Source organism: Luethyella okanaganae (genome assembly GCF_042660285.1).
Taxonomy (GTDB): Bacteria; Actinomycetota; Actinomycetes; order Actinomycetales; family Microbacteriaceae; genus Luethyella; species Luethyella okanaganae.
Genome location: NZ_JBHSTP010000001.1, coordinates 83,832 through 100,806 on the forward strand (window position 1 = coordinate 83,832; position 16,975 = coordinate 100,806).

At 63.9% G+C, this 16,975-nt stretch carries 16 protein-coding genes; 15 read left to right on the forward strand and 1 reads right to left on the reverse strand.

The annotated features are described in order from the left end of the window. The first annotated feature begins 102 nt into the window (after positions 1-102). The 14 genes from mmsA to ACFQB0_RS00465 all read left to right on the forward strand — a co-directional run bounded on the left by mmsA (position 103) and on the right by ACFQB0_RS00465 (position 14,596). Positions 103-1,653 carry a multiple monosaccharide ABC transporter ATP-binding protein gene (mmsA, locus tag ACFQB0_RS00400; protein WP_386726159.1) on the forward strand — a complete coding sequence of 517 codons (1,551 nt, stop codon included), beginning with the start codon at positions 103-105 and terminating at the stop codon, positions 1,651-1,653. Continuing rightward, positions 1,650-2,975, forward strand: a complete 1,326-nt coding sequence (gene mmsB / locus ACFQB0_RS00405) for a multiple monosaccharide ABC transporter permease (RefSeq protein ID WP_386726161.1) — start codon at positions 1,650-1,652, stop codon at positions 2,973-2,975. The genes mmsA and mmsB overlap by 4 nt, the downstream gene beginning before the upstream one ends. Positions 2,976-3,040: 65 nt before the next feature. Next, positions 3,041-4,132, forward strand: coding sequence for a substrate-binding domain-containing protein (locus ACFQB0_RS00410; RefSeq protein WP_386726163.1), 1,092 nt, complete (start codon positions 3,041-3,043; stop codon positions 4,130-4,132). 719 nt (positions 4,133-4,851) lie between these two features. Then, on the forward strand, positions 4,852-5,085 hold the full coding sequence (nrdH, locus tag ACFQB0_RS00415; RefSeq protein ID WP_386726166.1) for a glutaredoxin-like protein NrdH: 234 nt from the start codon (positions 4,852-4,854) through the stop codon (positions 5,083-5,085). A gap of 71 nt (positions 5,086-5,156) precedes the next feature. Beyond that, complete coding sequence (nrdI, locus tag ACFQB0_RS00420) at positions 5,157-5,576, forward strand: class Ib ribonucleoside-diphosphate reductase assembly flavoprotein NrdI (RefSeq protein ID WP_386726168.1); 420 nt, start codon at positions 5,157-5,159, stop codon at positions 5,574-5,576. A gap of 20 nt (positions 5,577-5,596) precedes the next feature. Beyond that, complete coding sequence (nrdE, locus tag ACFQB0_RS00425) at positions 5,597-7,702, forward strand: class 1b ribonucleoside-diphosphate reductase subunit alpha (RefSeq protein WP_386729571.1); 2,106 nt, start codon at positions 5,597-5,599, stop codon at positions 7,700-7,702. A gap of 46 nt (positions 7,703-7,748) precedes the next feature. After that, positions 7,749-8,768, forward strand: coding sequence for a class 1b ribonucleoside-diphosphate reductase subunit beta (gene nrdF / locus ACFQB0_RS00430; protein ID WP_386726169.1), 1,020 nt, complete (start codon positions 7,749-7,751; stop codon positions 8,766-8,768). A 761-nt stretch (positions 8,769-9,529) separates the two neighbouring features. Next, positions 9,530-9,910 carry a hypothetical protein gene (locus tag ACFQB0_RS00435; RefSeq protein WP_386726171.1) on the forward strand — a complete coding sequence of 127 codons (381 nt, stop codon included), beginning with the start codon at positions 9,530-9,532 and terminating at the stop codon, positions 9,908-9,910. A gap of 96 nt (positions 9,911-10,006) precedes the next feature. Beyond that, complete coding sequence (locus tag ACFQB0_RS00440) at positions 10,007-11,008, forward strand: hypothetical protein (protein ID WP_386726174.1); 1,002 nt, start codon at positions 10,007-10,009, stop codon at positions 11,006-11,008. Continuing rightward, positions 11,005-12,105: a hypothetical protein gene (locus ACFQB0_RS00445; protein ID WP_386726177.1), complete on the forward strand. Its 1,101-nt coding sequence runs from the start codon at positions 11,005-11,007 to the stop codon at positions 12,103-12,105. Before ACFQB0_RS00440 ends, ACFQB0_RS00445 begins: the two co-directional genes overlap by 4 nt. A gap of 4 nt (positions 12,106-12,109) precedes the next feature. Continuing rightward, positions 12,110-12,808 (forward strand): ABC transporter ATP-binding protein, encoded by a 699-nt coding sequence (locus tag ACFQB0_RS00450; RefSeq protein WP_386726180.1) that lies wholly within the window; start codon positions 12,110-12,112, stop codon positions 12,806-12,808. Positions 12,809-12,814: 6 nt separating this feature from the next. Then, positions 12,815-13,021 (forward strand): hypothetical protein, encoded by a 207-nt coding sequence (locus ACFQB0_RS00455; protein WP_386726182.1) that lies wholly within the window; start codon positions 12,815-12,817, stop codon positions 13,019-13,021. A 40-nt stretch (positions 13,022-13,061) separates the two neighbouring features. Beyond that, positions 13,062-13,607 (forward strand): RNA polymerase sigma factor, encoded by a 546-nt coding sequence (locus tag ACFQB0_RS00460; RefSeq protein ID WP_386726184.1) that lies wholly within the window; start codon positions 13,062-13,064, stop codon positions 13,605-13,607. Continuing rightward, positions 13,604-14,596: a hypothetical protein gene (locus tag ACFQB0_RS00465; protein WP_386726186.1), complete on the forward strand. Its 993-nt coding sequence runs from the start codon at positions 13,604-13,606 to the stop codon at positions 14,594-14,596. Before ACFQB0_RS00460 ends, ACFQB0_RS00465 begins: the two co-directional genes overlap by 4 nt. 124 nt (positions 14,597-14,720) lie before the next feature. Here ACFQB0_RS00465 and ACFQB0_RS00470 read toward each other — a convergent pair whose 3' ends face one another. Beyond that, positions 14,721-15,065 carry a hypothetical protein gene (locus tag ACFQB0_RS00470; protein WP_386726188.1) on the reverse strand — a complete coding sequence of 115 codons (345 nt, stop codon included), beginning with the start codon at positions 15,063-15,065 and terminating at the stop codon, positions 14,721-14,723. A gap of 433 nt (positions 15,066-15,498) precedes the next feature. Here ACFQB0_RS00470 and ACFQB0_RS00475 point away from each other — a divergent pair, with 433 nt between their 5' ends. After that, a complete protein-coding gene (locus ACFQB0_RS00475) occupies positions 15,499-16,944 on the forward strand; it encodes a phytoene desaturase family protein (protein ID WP_386726191.1) in 1,446 nt (481 codons plus the stop codon). Positions 16,945-16,975: the final 31 nt, after the last annotated feature.

Consider the following 16,975-nt stretch of genomic DNA (forward strand, 5'->3'; position numbering starts at 1 on the left):
CGTCGTCGCCGCGTCGTCGGGCTGCCGCCATCGCTCAGTCCGCGACCGCGACCGTCCCCCGGCGCGTCTCCCCACGCGCCCCATCGGAGAGGAGGTGCTGTGATGGCAGGAGAACCGGCGATCCTCGAGATGCGATCGATCACCAAGGAGTTCCCAGGAGTCAAGGCCCTCTCGAATGTCTCGCTCATTGTGCTGGCCGGCGAGGTGCACGCGATCTGCGGCGAGAACGGCGCGGGCAAGTCGACGCTCATGAAGGTGCTCTCGGGCGTGTACCCGGCGGGGACCTATACGGGCGACATCATATTCCGCGGTGAGCATGTTCAGTTCAAGGACATCCGCTCGAGTGAGGCGGCCGGCATCGCGATCATCCATCAGGAGCTCGCACTCGTGTCGGAGCTCTCGATCACCGAGAACATCTTTCTCGGCAATGAGCTCGGGGCGTTCGGGGTCATCAACTGGGTCGAGGCCAAGAAGCGCGCCATCGAGCTGCTCGCCCGCGTCGGTTTGCGCGAGGATCCCGACACGCTCGTCAAGCACATCGGCGTCGGCAAGCAGCAGCTCGTCGAAATCGCCAAAGCCCTCAACAAGTCGGTCAAGCTGCTCATCCTCGACGAGCCGACGGCCGCGCTCAACGAGGCGGACTCACAGCACCTGCTCGACCTGATCCGTGGCCTCAAAGGCAAGGGCATCAGCTCCATCGTGATCTCGCACAAGCTCAACGAGATCGAGCAGGTGGCCGACTCCATCACGATCATCCGAGATGGCAAGACGATCGAGACCCTCAATGTCAAGGATGACGGGGTCAACGAGGACCGCATCATCCGTGGCATGGTCGGCCGCAGCCTCGAGAGCCGCTTTCCCGACCGCACGCCGCGCATCGGCGAGGTCTTCTTCGAGGTGCGGGACTGGACCGTGCAGCATCCGCTCGCGGCCGAACGCCTCGTGGTCAAGGGTTCCAGCCTGAACGTGCGGCGTGGAGAGATCGTCGGCATCGCCGGGCTCATGGGTGCTGGCCGCACCGAGTTGGCCATGAGCATCTTCGGGCGCTCCTACGGCAAATACGTCTCCGGCCAGATCTACAAGAACGGCGAGGCGATCGAACTGCGCAGTGTCGCCGAGGCGATCGAGCACGGTCTGGCCTATGTGAGCGAGGACCGCAAGGCACTCGGCCTCAACCTGCTCGACGACATCAAGAGGTCGGTCGTGTCGGCGAAGCTCACGAAGATCTCGGTTGGGCAGGTGGTCAACGAGGCCAAGGAGTACTCCGTCGCCGAGGAATACCGCAAGACCCTCCGCATCAAGACGCCCAGCGTGGACGCCGGCGTCAACAAGCTCTCCGGCGGCAACCAGCAGAAGGTCGTGTTGGCCAAGTGGATGTTCACTGACCCAGACCTGCTCATTCTCGACGAGCCGACCCGCGGAATCGACGTCGGCGCGAAGTACGAGATCTACGGCATCATCCAGGCGCTCGCCGCCCAGGGCAAGGGTGTGATCCTCATCTCCTCTGAGTTGCCTGAGCTGCTCGGCCTCGTCGACCGCATCTACACGGTGTTCGAAGGATCCATAACCGATTGCATCCCGGCTGCCGAAGCCGATCCGGAAACCCTGATGAGAAGCATGACCTCCGCGAGGAAGAAAGTTCAGAGCACATGAGCGCAGAGACGGGCTCCCAGAGCAAGTTCGCAGACCTCAAGAAGATCATCGGCGGCACCGGGTCGAGTGCGAGGCAGTTCGGCATCCTGTTCAGCCTCATCGCCATCGTGGTGCTTTTCCAGGTATTGACCGACGGCCTCACGCTGTCGTCGGGCAACCTGATCAACCTGGTGAGCCAGTACTCCTACATCCTGATTCTCGCTATCGGCATGGTCATGGTGATCATCGCAGGGCACATCGACCTCTCCGTCGGCTCGGTCGCCGCGTTCGTCGGCATCGTGGTGGCGACGTCCATGCAGAACTGGCACCTCCCCTGGCCGCTCGCCATTCTCTTCGGCCTCGTCATCGGTGCGCTCATCGGCGCGTGGCAGGGCGTCTGGGTCGCGTATGTGGGGGTGCCGGCCTTCATCGTGACGCTGGCCGGCATGCTCATCTTCCGAGGCGGCAACCAGCTCATCGGAAACGCGAACACCGTCCCTGTGCCAGAAGGCTTCACCATGATCGGCGCCGGGTATCTTCCGGAGATCGGACCATACACCGGATACAACAACCTCACGCTCCTGCTCGGGCTCATCGTCGCGGCCGTCGTCGTCTACCGTGAGTGGCGTGCGCGGCGGGTGCAGCGCACGATGGGTTCCGAGACGGTGCCGCTGTGGGTCAGTATCGTGCGGGTCGTCCTGCTCGACGCCGTCGTGATCTACGTGACGTTCCTCTTTGCCGGTGGCCGCGTCGGCACGAGCTTCCCCGTCTCGGGGATCATCCTCGGCGTGCTCATCGTCTTCTACTCCTTCGTGACGCGGAACACGATCTTCGGCCGTCACATCTACGCGGTCGGCGGCAATAAGCTCGCGGCGGAGCTCTCGGGCGTCAAGTCACGGCGTGTCAACTTCCTCGTCATGATGAACATGTCCATTCTGGCGGCCCTCGCTGGCATGATCTTCGTGGCCCGCTCGGTGGCATCCGGGCCGCAGGACGGCCTCAGCTGGGAGCTCGACGCCATCGCGGCCGTGTTCATCGGCGGGGCTGCGGTCTCCGGCGGCATCGGAACCGTGACCGGTTCCATCATCGGTGGGCTCGTCATGGCGGTGCTCAACAACGGCCTGCAACTGCTCGGCGTCGGGTCGGACCTCGTTCAGATCATCAAGGGCCTCGTGCTGCTCGTCGCGGTCGGCGTCGACGTGTGGAACAAGAGCCAGGGGCGTCCGTCCGTCATAGGCTTCCTGACCCGCGGGCGGAAGACCGCCGAGTCTTCGGAGCCTCCGGCCGTGGTTCCCACGGCGGGGACCCCTGAGACGGCGAGACCGAGTGATCTTCCCAGTTGACTCCGGCCGCCCTGCTTTCCTCCCAGCGACCTGCTACCTACCCTCCAAACAGAAAGTGATTGACAATGCGTAAACTCGCCCTCACGACGGTGGCGGTCGCCTCCGTCGCACTGCTGGCCCTCTCGGGCTGCTCCTCACGAACAGACGCGCCTGCGAGCACAGGCGCCGCTGCCGGGTTCGCCGCTGACTCTCTCATCGGCGTCGCCCTTCCATCGAAGACGTCGGAGAACTGGGTGCTCGCGGGCGGTCTCTTCGAAAGCGGTCTCGAAAAAGCCGGCTTCAAGGGAGACGTCCAGTACGCGGGTGCCTCGACCATCGTCAAGGACCAGCAGGACCAGATCTCGGCGATGGTCACCAATGGCGCCAAGGTCATCATCGTCGGCGCGGCAGACGGCGGTCAGCTCAGCACGCAGGTGAAAGCAGCCCACGATGCCGGCGCGGTCGTCATCGCCTACGACCGTCTCATCCTGAACACCGACAGCGTCGACTACTACGTCGCCTTCGACAACTTCAAGGTGGGTGAGCTGCAGGGTCAGGCGCTGCTCGACGGCCTCGCTGCAAAGGGCAAAGGCCCGCACAACATCGAGCTGTTCTCAGGATCGTCGGACGACGCGAACTCGGCCGTGTTCTTCAACGGTGCGATGAGCGTGCTGCAGCCGAAGATCGACGACGGCACTCTCGTCGTCGGCTCCGGCCAGACCGACATCAAGCAGACGGCGACCGCGGGCTGGAAGGCTGAGAACGCCCAGAGCCGTATGGACTCGCTGCTCACCAGCACCTACAGCGACAAGTCGATCGATGGAGTGCTTTCGCCGAACGACACCCTCGCCCGGGCCATCATCACCTCGGTGAAGGCCGCAGGCAAGCCCATCCCGGTCGTCACCGGACAGGACTCCGAGGTCGAGTCGGTCAAGTCGATCATGGCCGGCGAGCAGTACTCGACCATCAACAAGGACACCCGTCTGCTTGTCGCCCAGGCGATCAAGATGGTCCAGCAGCTCCAAGGGGGCGTCGAGGTCGAGGTCAACGACACCAAGTCATACGACAATGGCAAGAAGATCGTCCCGTCGTACCTGCTGCCTCCTGTGATCGTGACCAAGGAGAACGCGGCCAAGGCGTACGCCAACGACCCGACTCTCGAGCCGCTCACCAAGTAGCTCGCAGCGATCTGCTTCGGTCGGCCCCTGCCTTTGGCAGGGGCCGATTGTCGTCTCCGCCCCCTGTCTCCGTCTCCGTTCCCGCGCCCGTCCGCCGTTCCTGTCCCTGTCTCCGTTCCCGCCCGTCCCTGTCTCCGTTCCCGCCCCTCCCGCCCCGTTCTCCGTTTCTGTCTCCGTCTCCGTCTCTGTCCGCTCACCACCAAGCGAATGCAGGACTAGAGGCACTTTGAGGGTAGGGGAGCCCCAGCGCACCTCTTGTCCTGCGTTTCTGGACGGGGCGGGGCCGGAGCCCGCGACGACGGCTCCGTGGGGGGACCCGCAACAGGCCCGCGCGCGACGTGGGCCGCAACAGGCTCGAAACACGGCCCGCAACAGGCCCGCACGACGTGGCCCGCAACGCAACCGGGAATGTCGGTGGGTGGTGGCAGAGTTGCGCTAGTAGTACAAGATGTAGTGGTTCGGGCATCCGACGGCGACACGCCGGGAGATCACTCACAGGCAAAAAAATTCATAAATTCCGGGCTGTGGATAACCCTGCCATGAGCCGCGGAATATGGCCGATCGCAGCGTAGCGCCCTGTTGAAAACCAGTGAATAATACGTGGAAAACTACATAAATGTAACTACATCATCTAGTGGCTGTTAACTTCCACAAGCACTAGATGTAGTATTAGAAGTCCAGCAACCCTGTGGGGAATCAGCGAAAAACAAGGGGATGAGATGACTGTCACGGTCTACACCAAGCCTTCCTGCGTGCAGTGCACGGCTACCTATCGAGCCCTCGACAACAAGGGCATCGAATATGAAGTCTTCGACCTCTCGGTCGACGAGAAGGCTCTCGAGGCCGTCAAGGAGCTCGGCTACCTGCAGGCACCGGTCGTCATCACCGATGCCGACCACTGGTCGGGCTTCCGCCCCGACAAGATCGACGAGCTCGCGTTGCGCGTCGTGTAGTAGTCGCGACATCCGCGGTATCCATTGGCAGCTATCCCATTCGCCGTTCATGGAATGAGAGAGGTGATCCCATGACCGATCTGGTCTACTTCTCCAGCATCTCGGGCAACACGCACCGATTCGTGCAGAAGCTCGGCCGTCAGGCGAAGCGGATCCCGCTCTATGCGAAGGATGCACCGCTCACAGCGGAAGAGCCCTATGTGCTCGTCGTGCCCACCTACGGCGGGGGCGACGCGCACGGGGCCGTTCCGAAGCAGGTGATCCGGTTTCTCAACGACGAGAAGAACCGGTCGCTCATCCGCGGCGTCATCGGCGCGGGAAACACGAATTTCGGTGAGGCGTTCTGCCTCGCGGGGGACATCATCTCATCCAAGTGCGATGTGCCCCATCTGTATCGCTTCGAAGTATTCGGAACACCAGACGATGTGCGCATCGTCGAAGAGGGATTGGACTCATTTTGGGCAGCACAACCAGTAACAGCGTCGCAGTGATCGACGCGCCGCGCACGGGCATGGACTACCACGCCCTCAATGCGATGCTCAATCTCTATGGGCCGAACGGCGAGATCCAGTTCGACAAAGACCGCGAAGCCGCCCGCGAGTACTTCCTCCAGCACGTCAACCAGAACACGGTCTTCTTCCACTCGCTCAAAGAGCGCCTCGACTACCTCGTCGAGAAGGAGTACTACGAGCAGGCCGTGCTCGATCAGTACCCCTTCGAGTTCATTACGAAGCTCAACGACCTCGCCTACTCGAAGAAGTTCCGCTTCGAGACCTTCCTCGGCGCATTCAAGTACTACACCTCATACACGCTCAAGACCTTCGATGGAAAGCGGTACCTCGAGCGCTTCGAGGACCGTGTCGTCATGACAGCGCTCGGCCTCGCCCAGGGCGACGAGAAGCTCGCGGTCAACCTCGTCGAGGAGATCATCGCCGGCCGGTTCCAGCCCGCGACGCCGACCTTCCTCAACACGGGCAAGGCGCAGCGCGGCGAACTCGTCTCCTGCTTCTTGCTGCGTATCGAGGACAATATGGAGTCGATCGCCCGCGGCATCAACTCGGCTCTGCAGCTATCGAAGCGCGGCGGCGGCGTTGCGCTCCTGCTCTCCAACATCCGTGAGGCCGGCGCGCCGATCAAGCAGATCGAGAACCAGTCGAGCGGGATCATTCCCGTCATGAAGCTGCTCGAGGACAGCTTCAGCTACGCCAACCAGCTCGGCGCGCGCCAGGGTGCCGGCGCGGTCTACCTGCAGGCCCACCACCCCGACATCCTGCGTTTCCTCGACACCAAGCGCGAGAACGCTGACGAGAAGATCCGCATCAAGACGCTCTCACTCGGCGTCGTCGTGCCCGACATCACCTTCGAGCTCGCCAAGAACGACGAGGACATGTACCTCTTCTCGCCCTACGACGTCGAGCGTGCCTACGGTGTGCCGTTCGCCGACATCTCGGTCACCGAGAAGTATCGCGAGATGGTCGACAACCCGGCCATCAAGAAGTCGAAGATCAAGGCGCGTGAGTTCTTCCAGACGCTCGCCGAGATACAGTTCGAGTCCGGTTACCCGTACATCATGTACGAGGACACCGTGAACAAGGCGAACCCGATCAAGGGTCGCATCAACATGTCGAACCTCTGCTCGGAGATCCTCCAGGTCAACACGCCGACGAGCTATAACGAGGACCTCTCCTACGACCGAATCGGCAAGGACATCAGCTGCAACCTCGGTTCGCTGAACATCGCCCTCACGATGGACTCGCCCGACTTCGGCAAGACGGTCGAGACTGCCATCCGCGGCCTCACCTCGGTGTCGAACCAGAGCCACATCGCCTCGGTGCGTTCGATCGAAGACGGCAACGACAAGTCGCACGCGATCGGCCTCGGCCAGATGAACCTGCACGGCTACCTTGCCCGCGAGCGCGTCTACTACGGCAGCGAAGAGGGCATCGACTTCACGAACATCTACTTCTACACGGTGCTCTTCCACGCGCTGCGAGCCTCGAATACGATCGCGATCGAGCGCGGCCAGGCCTTCGAAGGCTTCGAGGACTCGAAGTATGCCTCCGGCGAGTTCTTCGACACGTACACCGAGCGGGAATGGGCACCGTCGACCCGCCGGGTGCAGGAGTTGTTCGACACCGCCGGCGTGCACATCCCCACGCAGGACGACTGGCGTGAGCTCGCGGCATCCGTGAAGGAGCACGGCATCTACAACCAGAACCTGCAGGCCGTGCCGCCGACCGGATCGATCAGCTACATCAACAACTCGACCTCGTCGATCCACCCGGTGGCGTCGAAGATCGAGATCCGCAAAGAAGGCAAGATCGGTCGCGTCTACTACCCGGCGCCGTTCATGACGAACGACAACCTGGACTACTACCAGGATGCCTACGAGATCGGCGCCGAGAAGATCATCGACACCTACGCCGCCGCGACGCAGCATGTCGATCAGGGCCTCTCGCTCACGCTGTTCTTCAAGGACACCGCGACGACGCGTGACATCAATAAGGCCCAGATCTATGCGTGGCGCAAGGGCATCAAGACCATCTACTACATCCGGCTGCGCCAGCTCGCCCTCGAGGGCACCGAGGTCGAGGGCTGTGTCTCATGCATGCTCTAGCCCTGATTCCGACACGCCCTATCAGCGTCAACCGAGGAACGAAGAAATGACTCTCACTGATCCGGTGAACTCCGCGCAGAGCGATCCAGCACACCAAGGCAAGCTCAAGCTCGTCAGCCACGTCAACGCCATCAACTGGAACAGGATCCAGGACGAGAAGGATGTCGAGGTGTGGAACCGTCTCGTCAACAACTTCTGGCTGCCCGAGAAGGTGCCGCTCTCGAACGACGTGCAGTCGTGGGCCACGCTCACTCCGTCCGAGCAGCAGATGACGATGCGCGTCTTCACCGGCTTGACCCTGCTCGACACCATCCAGGGAACCGTTGGCGCCGTCTCGCTCATCCCCGATGCGCTCACGCCGCACGAGGAGGCCGTCTACACGAACATCGCGTTCATGGAGTCGGTGCACGCCAAGAGTTACTCGTCGATCTTCTCGACGCTGTGTTCGACGAAGGAGATCGACGACGCCTTCCGCTGGTCGGTCGAGAACCCGAACCTGCAGAAGAAGGCCGAGATCGTCATGGAGTACTACCGTGGCGACGAACCGCTCAAGCGCAAGGTCGCCTCGACCCTGCTCGAGTCGTTCCTCTTCTACTCCGGCTTCTACCTGCCGATGTACTGGTCGAGTCGCGCGAAGCTCACCAACACGGCCGACCTGATCCGCCTCATCATCCGCGACGAGGCTGTGCACGGCTACTACATCGGCTACAAGTTTCAGAAGGGCCTCGAGCTCGTCGACCAGGCCAAGCGCGACGAGATCAAGGACTACACCTTCTCGCTGTTGTACGAGCTCTACGACAACGAGGTGCAGTACACGCAGGACCTCTACGACGGCGTCGGTCTCACCGAGGACGTCAAGAAGTTTCTGCACTACAACGCCAACAAGGCCCTCATGAACCTCGGCTACGAGGCGATGTTCCCGAAGTCGGTCACGGATGTGAACCCGGCGATCCTCTCGGCGCTCTCTCCGAACGCCGACGAGAACCACGACTTCTTCTCGGGGTCCGGCTCCTCGTATGTGATCGGCAAGGCCGTCGTCACGGAAGACGAGGACTGGGACTTCTAGGGTTACAACTTGAGCCCATAGCCCGAAAGGACTGATCAGAGGCCCGGAACTGCAGAAAACTGCAGGTCCGGGCTTTTTTCGTGCCGTCTTCCAATGAACATAGGAGGCCGGAAATGGACGACAAGCGACTTTCGGAATGGCACGGTGGTGGCACACCGGACCAGGGTGGTCGAGTCGATCGCCGTCCACACCACCTCGAACATCCAGGCCGCAGTGTCGGCGGCCCACGATCACCTTCAACTGGGGCAGGCTCGGCAGGCCGTTGTCGTTCGGGGTGATGTCGATCTTGGCCGGCAGAACCGACACGACAGCGAACAGCAGGTCGATGTTCAAGGGGAGCCTCCTCAACTGGGATGCCCGCGCGAGTGCGGGTCTGTGAGGAAGGCCCCCTCGCTTCGACAATCCGCAGTCACGGCTGTGGGGTTCACGAGAAAACGATGAACCTCGTGGTGAGTGCCCCGGGGGTCTCGTAGCAGCGACGCGCCAGCGGAGGAGGGAGGGAGCTTGGGGAACAATTTCCGGTGCATGTGTAACGCGGAGCGGTGCTCGTCAAATAACCCAGTCAAAGGCTGACTTCGGAAGGAGGAGGCCACCGTCCACGCTTGGCACCCGTTCGCGGGACCGTGCACAAGGGCGAGCCCCAGCAGTAGGGACCCGCCCCGTCGGCAGCGGGAGATGTGCTCGCCGATACCAGTTCAGTTCCCGGCGCATAGGTTCGAAGGCCTGATGTGCGCCGTTCACAGAAGAAAGGTTACGGGAAAATGACCCTATTCTCATCGCGGCTCAGGAGCCGCGTCGGAGCCACGGTCGTGGCTCTCGCCCTCGTCGCGGGCGTCGGCCCAGTCACCACCCAGGCGGCGAACGCCGCAGGCCCGAACTACTGCACCTCCACGGAGCAGTGGCAGCTCTACTACGACGGGTACGTGCAGGTGCAGGCGTCGTACAACGACTCCGGCCTTCACGCCAAGAACGGGTGGCTGCGCTACCTGATCCCCGGCGTGTCCGACTCGGGGCGTCAGTACACCGCGAACACCGCTAGCAGCACCTCGACGGCGGTCAAGAGCAAGTCTTACCGGTTCTGGGACTCGTGGGACTGGAGCGTTCCCTCGACGCAATTCTCCTGCGGCTACAACTGGTGGTGACCCGCAGGTGAGGCGCTCGCACGCAGGCGCGTTCCGCGCCGCCCTCTCAGGGCGACGTGGGCGCGCCTGCGTGCCCTCTCGAAGGCGGATCATCGCATGAGGCTGCGGTTCCCGATCCTCCTCGCTACTGTGGCATGCACGCTCGGCATCATGCTTTCGGTCGTCGCCGGTCACGTGCGCTCTGCGGTGCACGACTGGAGCGAGGCGAACTACCGCATGAGCGACCACGCCTACACCCTGACCGTCATCCCCGATCCCGGAGGCGAGGCACCGACCGCTGATCGCGCGCAGCGGATCAACACCGAACTGCGCGCCCTCCTCGACGGTGAGGATGCAGTGGTCGTGCTCGACGCGCAGGACGGTGACGGCCCCAGGATCGGACTGTACGATCCCCGAGGACGCTTCGCCGACATTCGGATGACGACGGGTCGCGCTTTCAAACCGGGGGACTTCGCTCGCGCCGACCCGACAGCGATCATCAGAGCCGACTCGTACCTTGTGGGTCGGGAAGAACGCTACATCCCGGAGGATGTGACGATTCTCGGCCACTACGGTCCGGCGTCCGTGCCGTTCAGAACGGAGTACGTCTACTCCCTGTTCACGCAGGAGAACGTCCACGGCGTGTACTACATCGACGCTCAGGACCCGGGCATCGCCGAGGGACTCGCAGCTGTGCTGACAGCCAACGGCTACCTCGTGGCGAAGGTGAAGCTGGACGTCGATGCGTGGTCGATCATCCAGAGCGAGCCGCTCACGTACGCGTATGAGAGCTCCCTGCTCCTCGTCTATGGGAGCGCGCTGCTGCTGTGTCTGAACTGGGGCGCTTCGAACAAGCGCAGATACCTGATCGAACGCCTCTGCGGCGCCCGTCCGGCGAGCTTCACCCTTCGTTCCGTTCGGCTTGTGGCACTCGCGGCCGTCGTGGGTACCGCAGTCGGCGTCCTCGTCGGAATGTCGGTGCTGCGCGCGCTGGGGACGCTGTCGGTCCTGCCCGGAGCGATGGAGCTGACTGTCGTGGTCCTCGCGAACACGGTCGTGCTCGTGGCGCTGTTCACCGCGGCTGTCGTCGTACAGACGTCCAGGTGGAGCCGCACATGATCGGCTACCAGCTCGGCACCGCCGTCAAAGAACTCGTCTCGCTGCGGTTCCGCACCTTCCTGCTGATCCTGCAGGTCGTCGTGGTGGCCGCCAGCCTGTCATTGACGCTCAACGACACGCTCAGAAGCGCCAACGACCTCCGACTCGCCAGCGAGCTCGGCGTCGAGAACGTGTCGTACTTCACGATCTACTACGACGACGCCCGCGCGCCCGATATCAACGAGCGAATGGGCACCCTCCTCGCGGACACGTTGAATGCGAAGACCGCCGACTACTCGGTGATCAAGAACAACTACTTCGACGGCGCCCAGCTCGACGCCCCGATCCTCGTCGTGCTCGGGGGATTCGCCGACGCCTACCATCTGCCGAACGACACAGCCGAGCACGACGCTGTCCTCATCGGCTCGAACGTGCATCAGTACCAGCCGGGCGACGTCCTCGAGCTCGGAACCCGCCACGTCACCATCGACGGGCGCTTGACCGCGGGAGCTTCCTATCTCGACCCGTGGATGGGATACGATTCCCTCGACGACAGAATCGTCCTGCTGAGCACATACGAACGCTTCAGCGAGGCGAACGCGGCCGACGTCTGGCAGCAGGAGGTCGTCGGGAGGACCGTCCTGTTCGACCCGTCTGATCAGCTCATCGACTCCTATGTGGAAGCGGCATCCTCCACGGGAGGGATCGAGGTGGTTCCGCAGCATCTGAGTCAGCGCGTGTCGACGGTCTACGAGGCCCAACTCGGCAAGAGCGGCATGTTCCTGCTCTTCTTCGCCTGCCTCCTGATCGTGCTTCTGGGCACCATCGTCTCCACGGTCGACGCGCTGATCGCCAGCAACCTCCGCCGCTACTCGATAGAGCGACTCTACGGCGCGAACAACGGCCACATCGTCCTGAGAGTCAATCTTTTTCTCGCGGCGGCGTTCTCGGTTCCGTCGACGCTCATCTTCGCCGGATTCGCAGCGGTCACCGTGAACGTCGGCCAAGTGCTCGCGATCGCGATCGCGGCGGTTCTCGTCGCGCATGTCATCCTGTCCATCCGGGTTCTCGTCACCCTCCGGCGCGCGAGCGTCACCAGCATGCTACGGAAGGAGTGAGGCCATGATCGTCCTCGAAAACGTCAGCAAGGAGTTCCGTGTCGGCGAGGAGACCGTTCACGCCGTGCGCGACGTGTCCCTGCGGCTTCACCCATCCCGCATCACCGCTATCGTCGGGCCCTCTGGAGGCGGGAAGTCGACCCTCCTGAACGTCATCGGGAGGCTGACCGAGCCGACATCGGGAACGGTGTCCATCCAGGGGGAGCTCATCACCAGCCGGAGCGAACGGTGGGCTGCACGGTTCCGGAACGAGACCTTCGGATACGTGGTGCAGGACTTCGCGCTGATCGAGACGGACACCGTGTTCGAGAACGTGCGGATCCCGCTCGTGTACTCGGCCCGTCGTCCGCGGGGGCAGCGCCGCCTCGTCACCGAGGCGCTCATGCGCTTCGGGGTCGGCGATCTGGTCGACTACCCTGTCAAGAACCTCTCAGGGGGGCAACGGCAGCGCGTGGCACTCGCCCGAGCGATCGTGAACAGCCCGAAGGTCATCCTCGCGGATGAACCGACGGGAGCTCTCGACCAGGCGAACGGGGTGCGGGTCTTCGAGCATCTGCGCGAGATCGCGGACGCCGGCCATCTCGTCGTCATCGTCACGCACGATCTCGAGCTCGCCGAGCAGTGCGACGCGATCCACGAGCTTCGGGACGGCCGACTCATCGCCTCCGCCGGTGACGGCATCACCGTTTCAGGAAAGGAATGATCCATCATGGGCATCATCATCATCGCGGGGGCGCTGTTGGGCGTCGTCGGCCTGGTCGGTCTGGTCTGCGCTCTCGCGATACCCGGCTGGAGGCCGCGCGGACCGAACAAGGGCGGCGCGATCGGTCGGATTCTCGCATTCGCGATCTGCCTCGCCATCGGTGCAGGCGTCCTCGTCTACGGCGCGCTGTCCACGACCACGATCACCGGATAGCGTCAGGTACCCAGGCCACGAGCACCGAGAAAGACCCGAGATGGACCCCGAACATGCCCAGCCGAATGCGGCACCGAGCGGTGATGCCTTTGCACTGTTCTACGGGTCCAACTACGAGCTCCTTCTCTCCGTGGCGCAGCAACGGCTCTCAGGGCTCGCCGATGCCGAAGACGTCACGCACGAGACCTTTCGTGTCGCCTGGATGCACCATCTCGAAGGCAACGAGCTCACCCTCTCTTGGATCTACCGGGTGCTTCGCAACATCATCGGCAACGAATATCAGCGGCTCGTCCGTTCAGAGCAGCTGCGCCAGCAGGTACTCCCGCTGTACGTAGAACAGGTTCTGAGCATCGACGATGACGACGCTTTGGAGGTCCGGCGGTGCATGAACGACCTGCGAGAAGAGGATCGAGAGCTTCTCTTCATGGCCTATTGGGAGGACCTGACCCGACATGAGATGGCTGAGATCCTCGGCACCTCCGTGGTCAGTGTGCGCGTGAGGCTGCTGCGCGCACGACGGGCACTCGAAGCATGGCTCTCAAAAGCATGCGAGCAGCAGCTGACCCGATACGAAGGAGGCGAATGATGGACGAGGTTGAACGACGGATCCGCGCGGCCCGCCCCCTCAGCGGGAACCGCTATCAGCCACTGTCCGATCGCGCCAAACGCGAGCTCGCAGATCTGTTGCTGTCGAATCCGGACCGCAGGAGCGCGATCCGCCGGCCGCGGCGTCCGGCTAACCGCAGGCGGGGCGGTCAGCTGCTCAGGATCGTCGGATCAGCTGCGGCCGCGCTGGTTGTCCTCGGCACGGTCATGATCTCGGTTCTCCATCAGACACCTGCAGTCGCGATGACCCCGCCGCTACTGGAGACGACCTCGGTCGATGAGACCGTTCCCGCCTTGCTGGAGGACCTGGAGCAGAAAAGACGCGATGTGGAACTCCCCTCTGGGAACACGATCCGAGCTCAGACCTGGTCGCTGAACACGACCGTCGACGCGAAAGGAAACATCACGTCATCGACGGTGGAGCCGCAATGGAACGAGACCATGTTCGAGAAGGACGGGAGCGTACGATCCCTCGTCGTGGCAGCCGATCCCTTTCCGGGCGAGGACACGGAGGGGCTGACGAAAACGGGCACGGTTCTTGCTGACGAGTCATACGCTCGCGGAGAATATGCGAGCCCCTTCGCCGAGCCGGTGCCGACTGATCCGGCGCTGATCGGCAGCTATCTGGCCCGTGCCGCAGGCAAGGACTCGCTGACGGCGGGGGAGACGATCATCGAGATCTCCGGCCTCCTGTCGAACGTCCCCCTCGACAAGGGACAGGAGATCGCGATCCTGTCCTACCTGCGCACGGTCCGCGGGTTGACGGTCGCAGGGGCGGTCACGGACCGTCTCGGCCGCGTCGGCGTGGCGCTCAAGGCGACCGATCGTGAGCCGGGGGAGCTCGAAGACCTGCTGATCATCTCGACCGAAACGGGGGCGATCATCGCCTCCGAGACCATCTACATCGGCAGCGATCGCACCGACATCCGGAGCCTGTCGGTCATCGACTACACAGTCTGGGAGCGCTGATCGAGTGACTCCCGACCACCGAGAAACGGAGCTTGTCTCATGCGCATCACCCGTGTCGTAACCTCCGTCGCCATCGCCGCGCTCACCGCCTTGGCGCCCGCAGGTGCGTGGGCGGCCGAACTCCTCACCCCCAAGGACCGATGCAGGACCGTATCGACGCTGTCGTCAGCGAGTTTCGTTCGGCGGCGGGTAGAAGTACGACTCCCGGCTCTCGAATGCGCCCATAGAGACGGTCAGCCGGCTGAGGCGAGGTTGCGGGAGCGCCGACGTTCAGGGCGCTACCGTGGCTCTGGCCGGCGCACTCCCCGTTCTGACCCCCGTTCCAGAACACCATGAACTTGCCGGCCCCGTACGAGCGGGGGCCGTTGACATGCAGGCTTCCGGACCATGTGCTCGAGGAGTAGCCGCCGAAGTACACGGTGATCTTGCTCAGACCAGCGGTGGAGCCGCCGGTGCCACGGATTCCCATGCGTGACTGGGAAAGAGTCGCTCCGGTCTCGTATCGCCACACGTTGTGACACCCTTGCCCACTCCACCAGGTCGCATCAGCGGCTTGTGCTGGAGCAGCGCCAAGCGCCAGTGTCAATGCGACGGTTGCGGTCCCAGATCCGGCGAGCAGGGATCGCAGGTGCCAGGGTTGAGGGGTGCCCGCAGTTCGAGGTCGCGAGAGTTGACTGTCGACCTCGCTCGAAGGTGAGGTCGTAGCGACGTTCGAAATCTAGACCGCCCATGCAGATTGGATGGGCGATCTCGGTGGAAGATTGGGCGTCGATTCGGCGGCTGGTCCCGAGGGACTTGGGGATCGCGAGAGCGACAGTCGCTGCCGCGGTGAGATCGGAGCGGTCGCCGAAGCATGAGAGACGCGCGCGACCGGCCTAGTCTGATATGCATGGGCAGCCAGCGTGAATGATCGCGAGACCGACGTCACGGTCGTTGGCAGCGGACCGAACGGGCTCGCGGCAGCGGTCACGGCGGCGCGCGCGGGGCTCGCGGTGCGGCTCGTCGAAGCCGCCCCCACGCTCGGCGGAGGCATGCGCACGACCGAGTCGACCCTGCCGGGTTTTCGGCACGACGTCTGCTCGGCGGTGCATCCGGCGGCGTTCGCCTCGCCGTTCTTCCGGTCGATCGGGCTCTTCGACCGGCTCGACTGGATCACGCCCGAACTCTCGTACGCGCACCCCTTGGCCCGTGGTGCCGGGCTCGCCTGGCGAGACCTCGATCGCACGGTCGACGGGCTCGGTCGCGACGGCGGGGCGTGGCGACGGCTCGTCGAGCCACTCGTGCGTCGCATCGACGGCGTGGTCGATGTCACCGGGCACCAGCTGCTCAGGTGGCCGCACGATCCGATTGCGGCCCTCCGCCTCGGCGTGCGCGCTTTCGAACAGGGCACGGGTCTGTGGAACGCCCGCTTTCGGGACGAGGTCGCACCCGCCCTCTTCACCGGGGTCGTCGCTCACGCAGCCGGGCGGATGCCAGGGTTCACCTCGGCCGGCGTGGGCCTGCTGCTCGCCGCACACGGGCATGCCGGCGGGTGGGGCTACCCCGTCGGCGGGTCGCAGGCGATCGCCGACGCTCTCGTCGCCGACCTCGTCGAGCACGGTGGCGCCGTCGAGACGGACGCCCTCGTGACCTCCCTCGCCGAATTGGCCGATCGCTCGCCTTCGCGGGTGACGTTGCTGGACACCTCGCCAGAGCTTCTTCGCACCGCACCGCTGCCGCCTCGATACCTGCGCTCGCTCGATCGCTACCGCTACGGTTCCGGAGTCGCGAAGGTCGACTTCGCCGTCGCGGGGCCGGTTCCGTGGGCGAATCCCGAGGTCGGGCTCGCGCCGACCGTGCATCTCGGCGGCAGTCGGGCCGAGATCGCTGCCGCCGAGAACCTCGTGGCGACGGGGCGGATGCCCGAGCATCCGTATGTGCTGCTCACGCAGCCCGGCGTGCTCGACCCGAGCCGGGCGCCGGGCGCCGCGCAGACGGTCTGGGCCTACCTGCATGTGCCCGCCGGCTCGACCCTGCATGCGACAGAGCTCGTCACCGCGGCGATCGAGCGATTCGCGCCCGGATTCCGCGACAGCGTGCTTGCCTCGGCCTCGACTTCGGCGGCCGAGCTCGCCGCCTACAACCCGAACTATCCCGGCGGCGACATCTATTCGGGTGCCATCACGCTGTCGCAGCTGGTGCGGCGACCGGTCGTCTCGACCGCGCCGTGGCGCACGCCATTGCCTGGCGTCTACCTCTGCTCGAGCGCGACGCCGCCTGGCCCTGCGGTGCACGGCATGAACGGCTGGTTCGCGGCGCGGCTCGCGCTCAGGGAGCGGTTCGGCATCGAGGTGCCCGAGATCGCGTGATCGGGCATCCCCTCGACCGGTGTGCGATGGA

Bases quoted from the DNA above. Each gene is read 5' to 3' on its own strand.
- ACFQB0_RS00410 (WP_386726163.1), top strand. From the start codon at position 3,041: ATGCGTAAACTCGCCCTCACGACGGTGGCGGTCGCCTCCGTCGCACTG.
- mmsA (WP_386726159.1), top strand. From the start codon at position 103: ATGGCAGGAGAACCGGCGATCCTCGAGATGCGATCGATCACCAAGGAG.
- ACFQB0_RS00460 (WP_386726184.1), top strand. From the start codon at position 13,062: ATGGACCCCGAACATGCCCAGCCGAATGCGGCACCGAGCGGTGATGCC.
- nrdI (WP_386726168.1), top strand. From the start codon at position 5,157: ATGACCGATCTGGTCTACTTCTCCAGCATCTCGGGCAACACGCACCGA.
- ACFQB0_RS00435 (WP_386726171.1), top strand. From the start codon at position 9,530: ATGACCCTATTCTCATCGCGGCTCAGGAGCCGCGTCGGAGCCACGGTC.
- ACFQB0_RS00445 (WP_386726177.1), top strand. From the start codon at position 11,005: ATGATCGGCTACCAGCTCGGCACCGCCGTCAAAGAACTCGTCTCGCTG.
- ACFQB0_RS00470 (WP_386726188.1), bottom strand. From the start codon at position 15,065: ATGGGAATCCGTGGCACCGGCGGCTCCACCGCTGGTCTGAGCAAGATC.
- nrdE (WP_386729571.1), top strand. From the start codon at position 5,597: ATGGACTACCACGCCCTCAATGCGATGCTCAATCTCTATGGGCCGAAC.
- ACFQB0_RS00450 (WP_386726180.1), top strand. From the start codon at position 12,110: ATGATCGTCCTCGAAAACGTCAGCAAGGAGTTCCGTGTCGGCGAGGAG.
- mmsB (WP_386726161.1), top strand. From the start codon at position 1,650: ATGAGCGCAGAGACGGGCTCCCAGAGCAAGTTCGCAGACCTCAAGAAG.
- nrdF (WP_386726169.1), top strand. From the start codon at position 7,749: ATGACTCTCACTGATCCGGTGAACTCCGCGCAGAGCGATCCAGCACAC.
- nrdH (WP_386726166.1), top strand. From the start codon at position 4,852: ATGACTGTCACGGTCTACACCAAGCCTTCCTGCGTGCAGTGCACGGCT.
- ACFQB0_RS00440 (WP_386726174.1), top strand. From the start codon at position 10,007: ATGAGGCTGCGGTTCCCGATCCTCCTCGCTACTGTGGCATGCACGCTC.
- ACFQB0_RS00465 (WP_386726186.1), top strand. From the start codon at position 13,604: ATGATGGACGAGGTTGAACGACGGATCCGCGCGGCCCGCCCCCTCAGC.
- ACFQB0_RS00455 (WP_386726182.1), top strand. From the start codon at position 12,815: ATGGGCATCATCATCATCGCGGGGGCGCTGTTGGGCGTCGTCGGCCTG.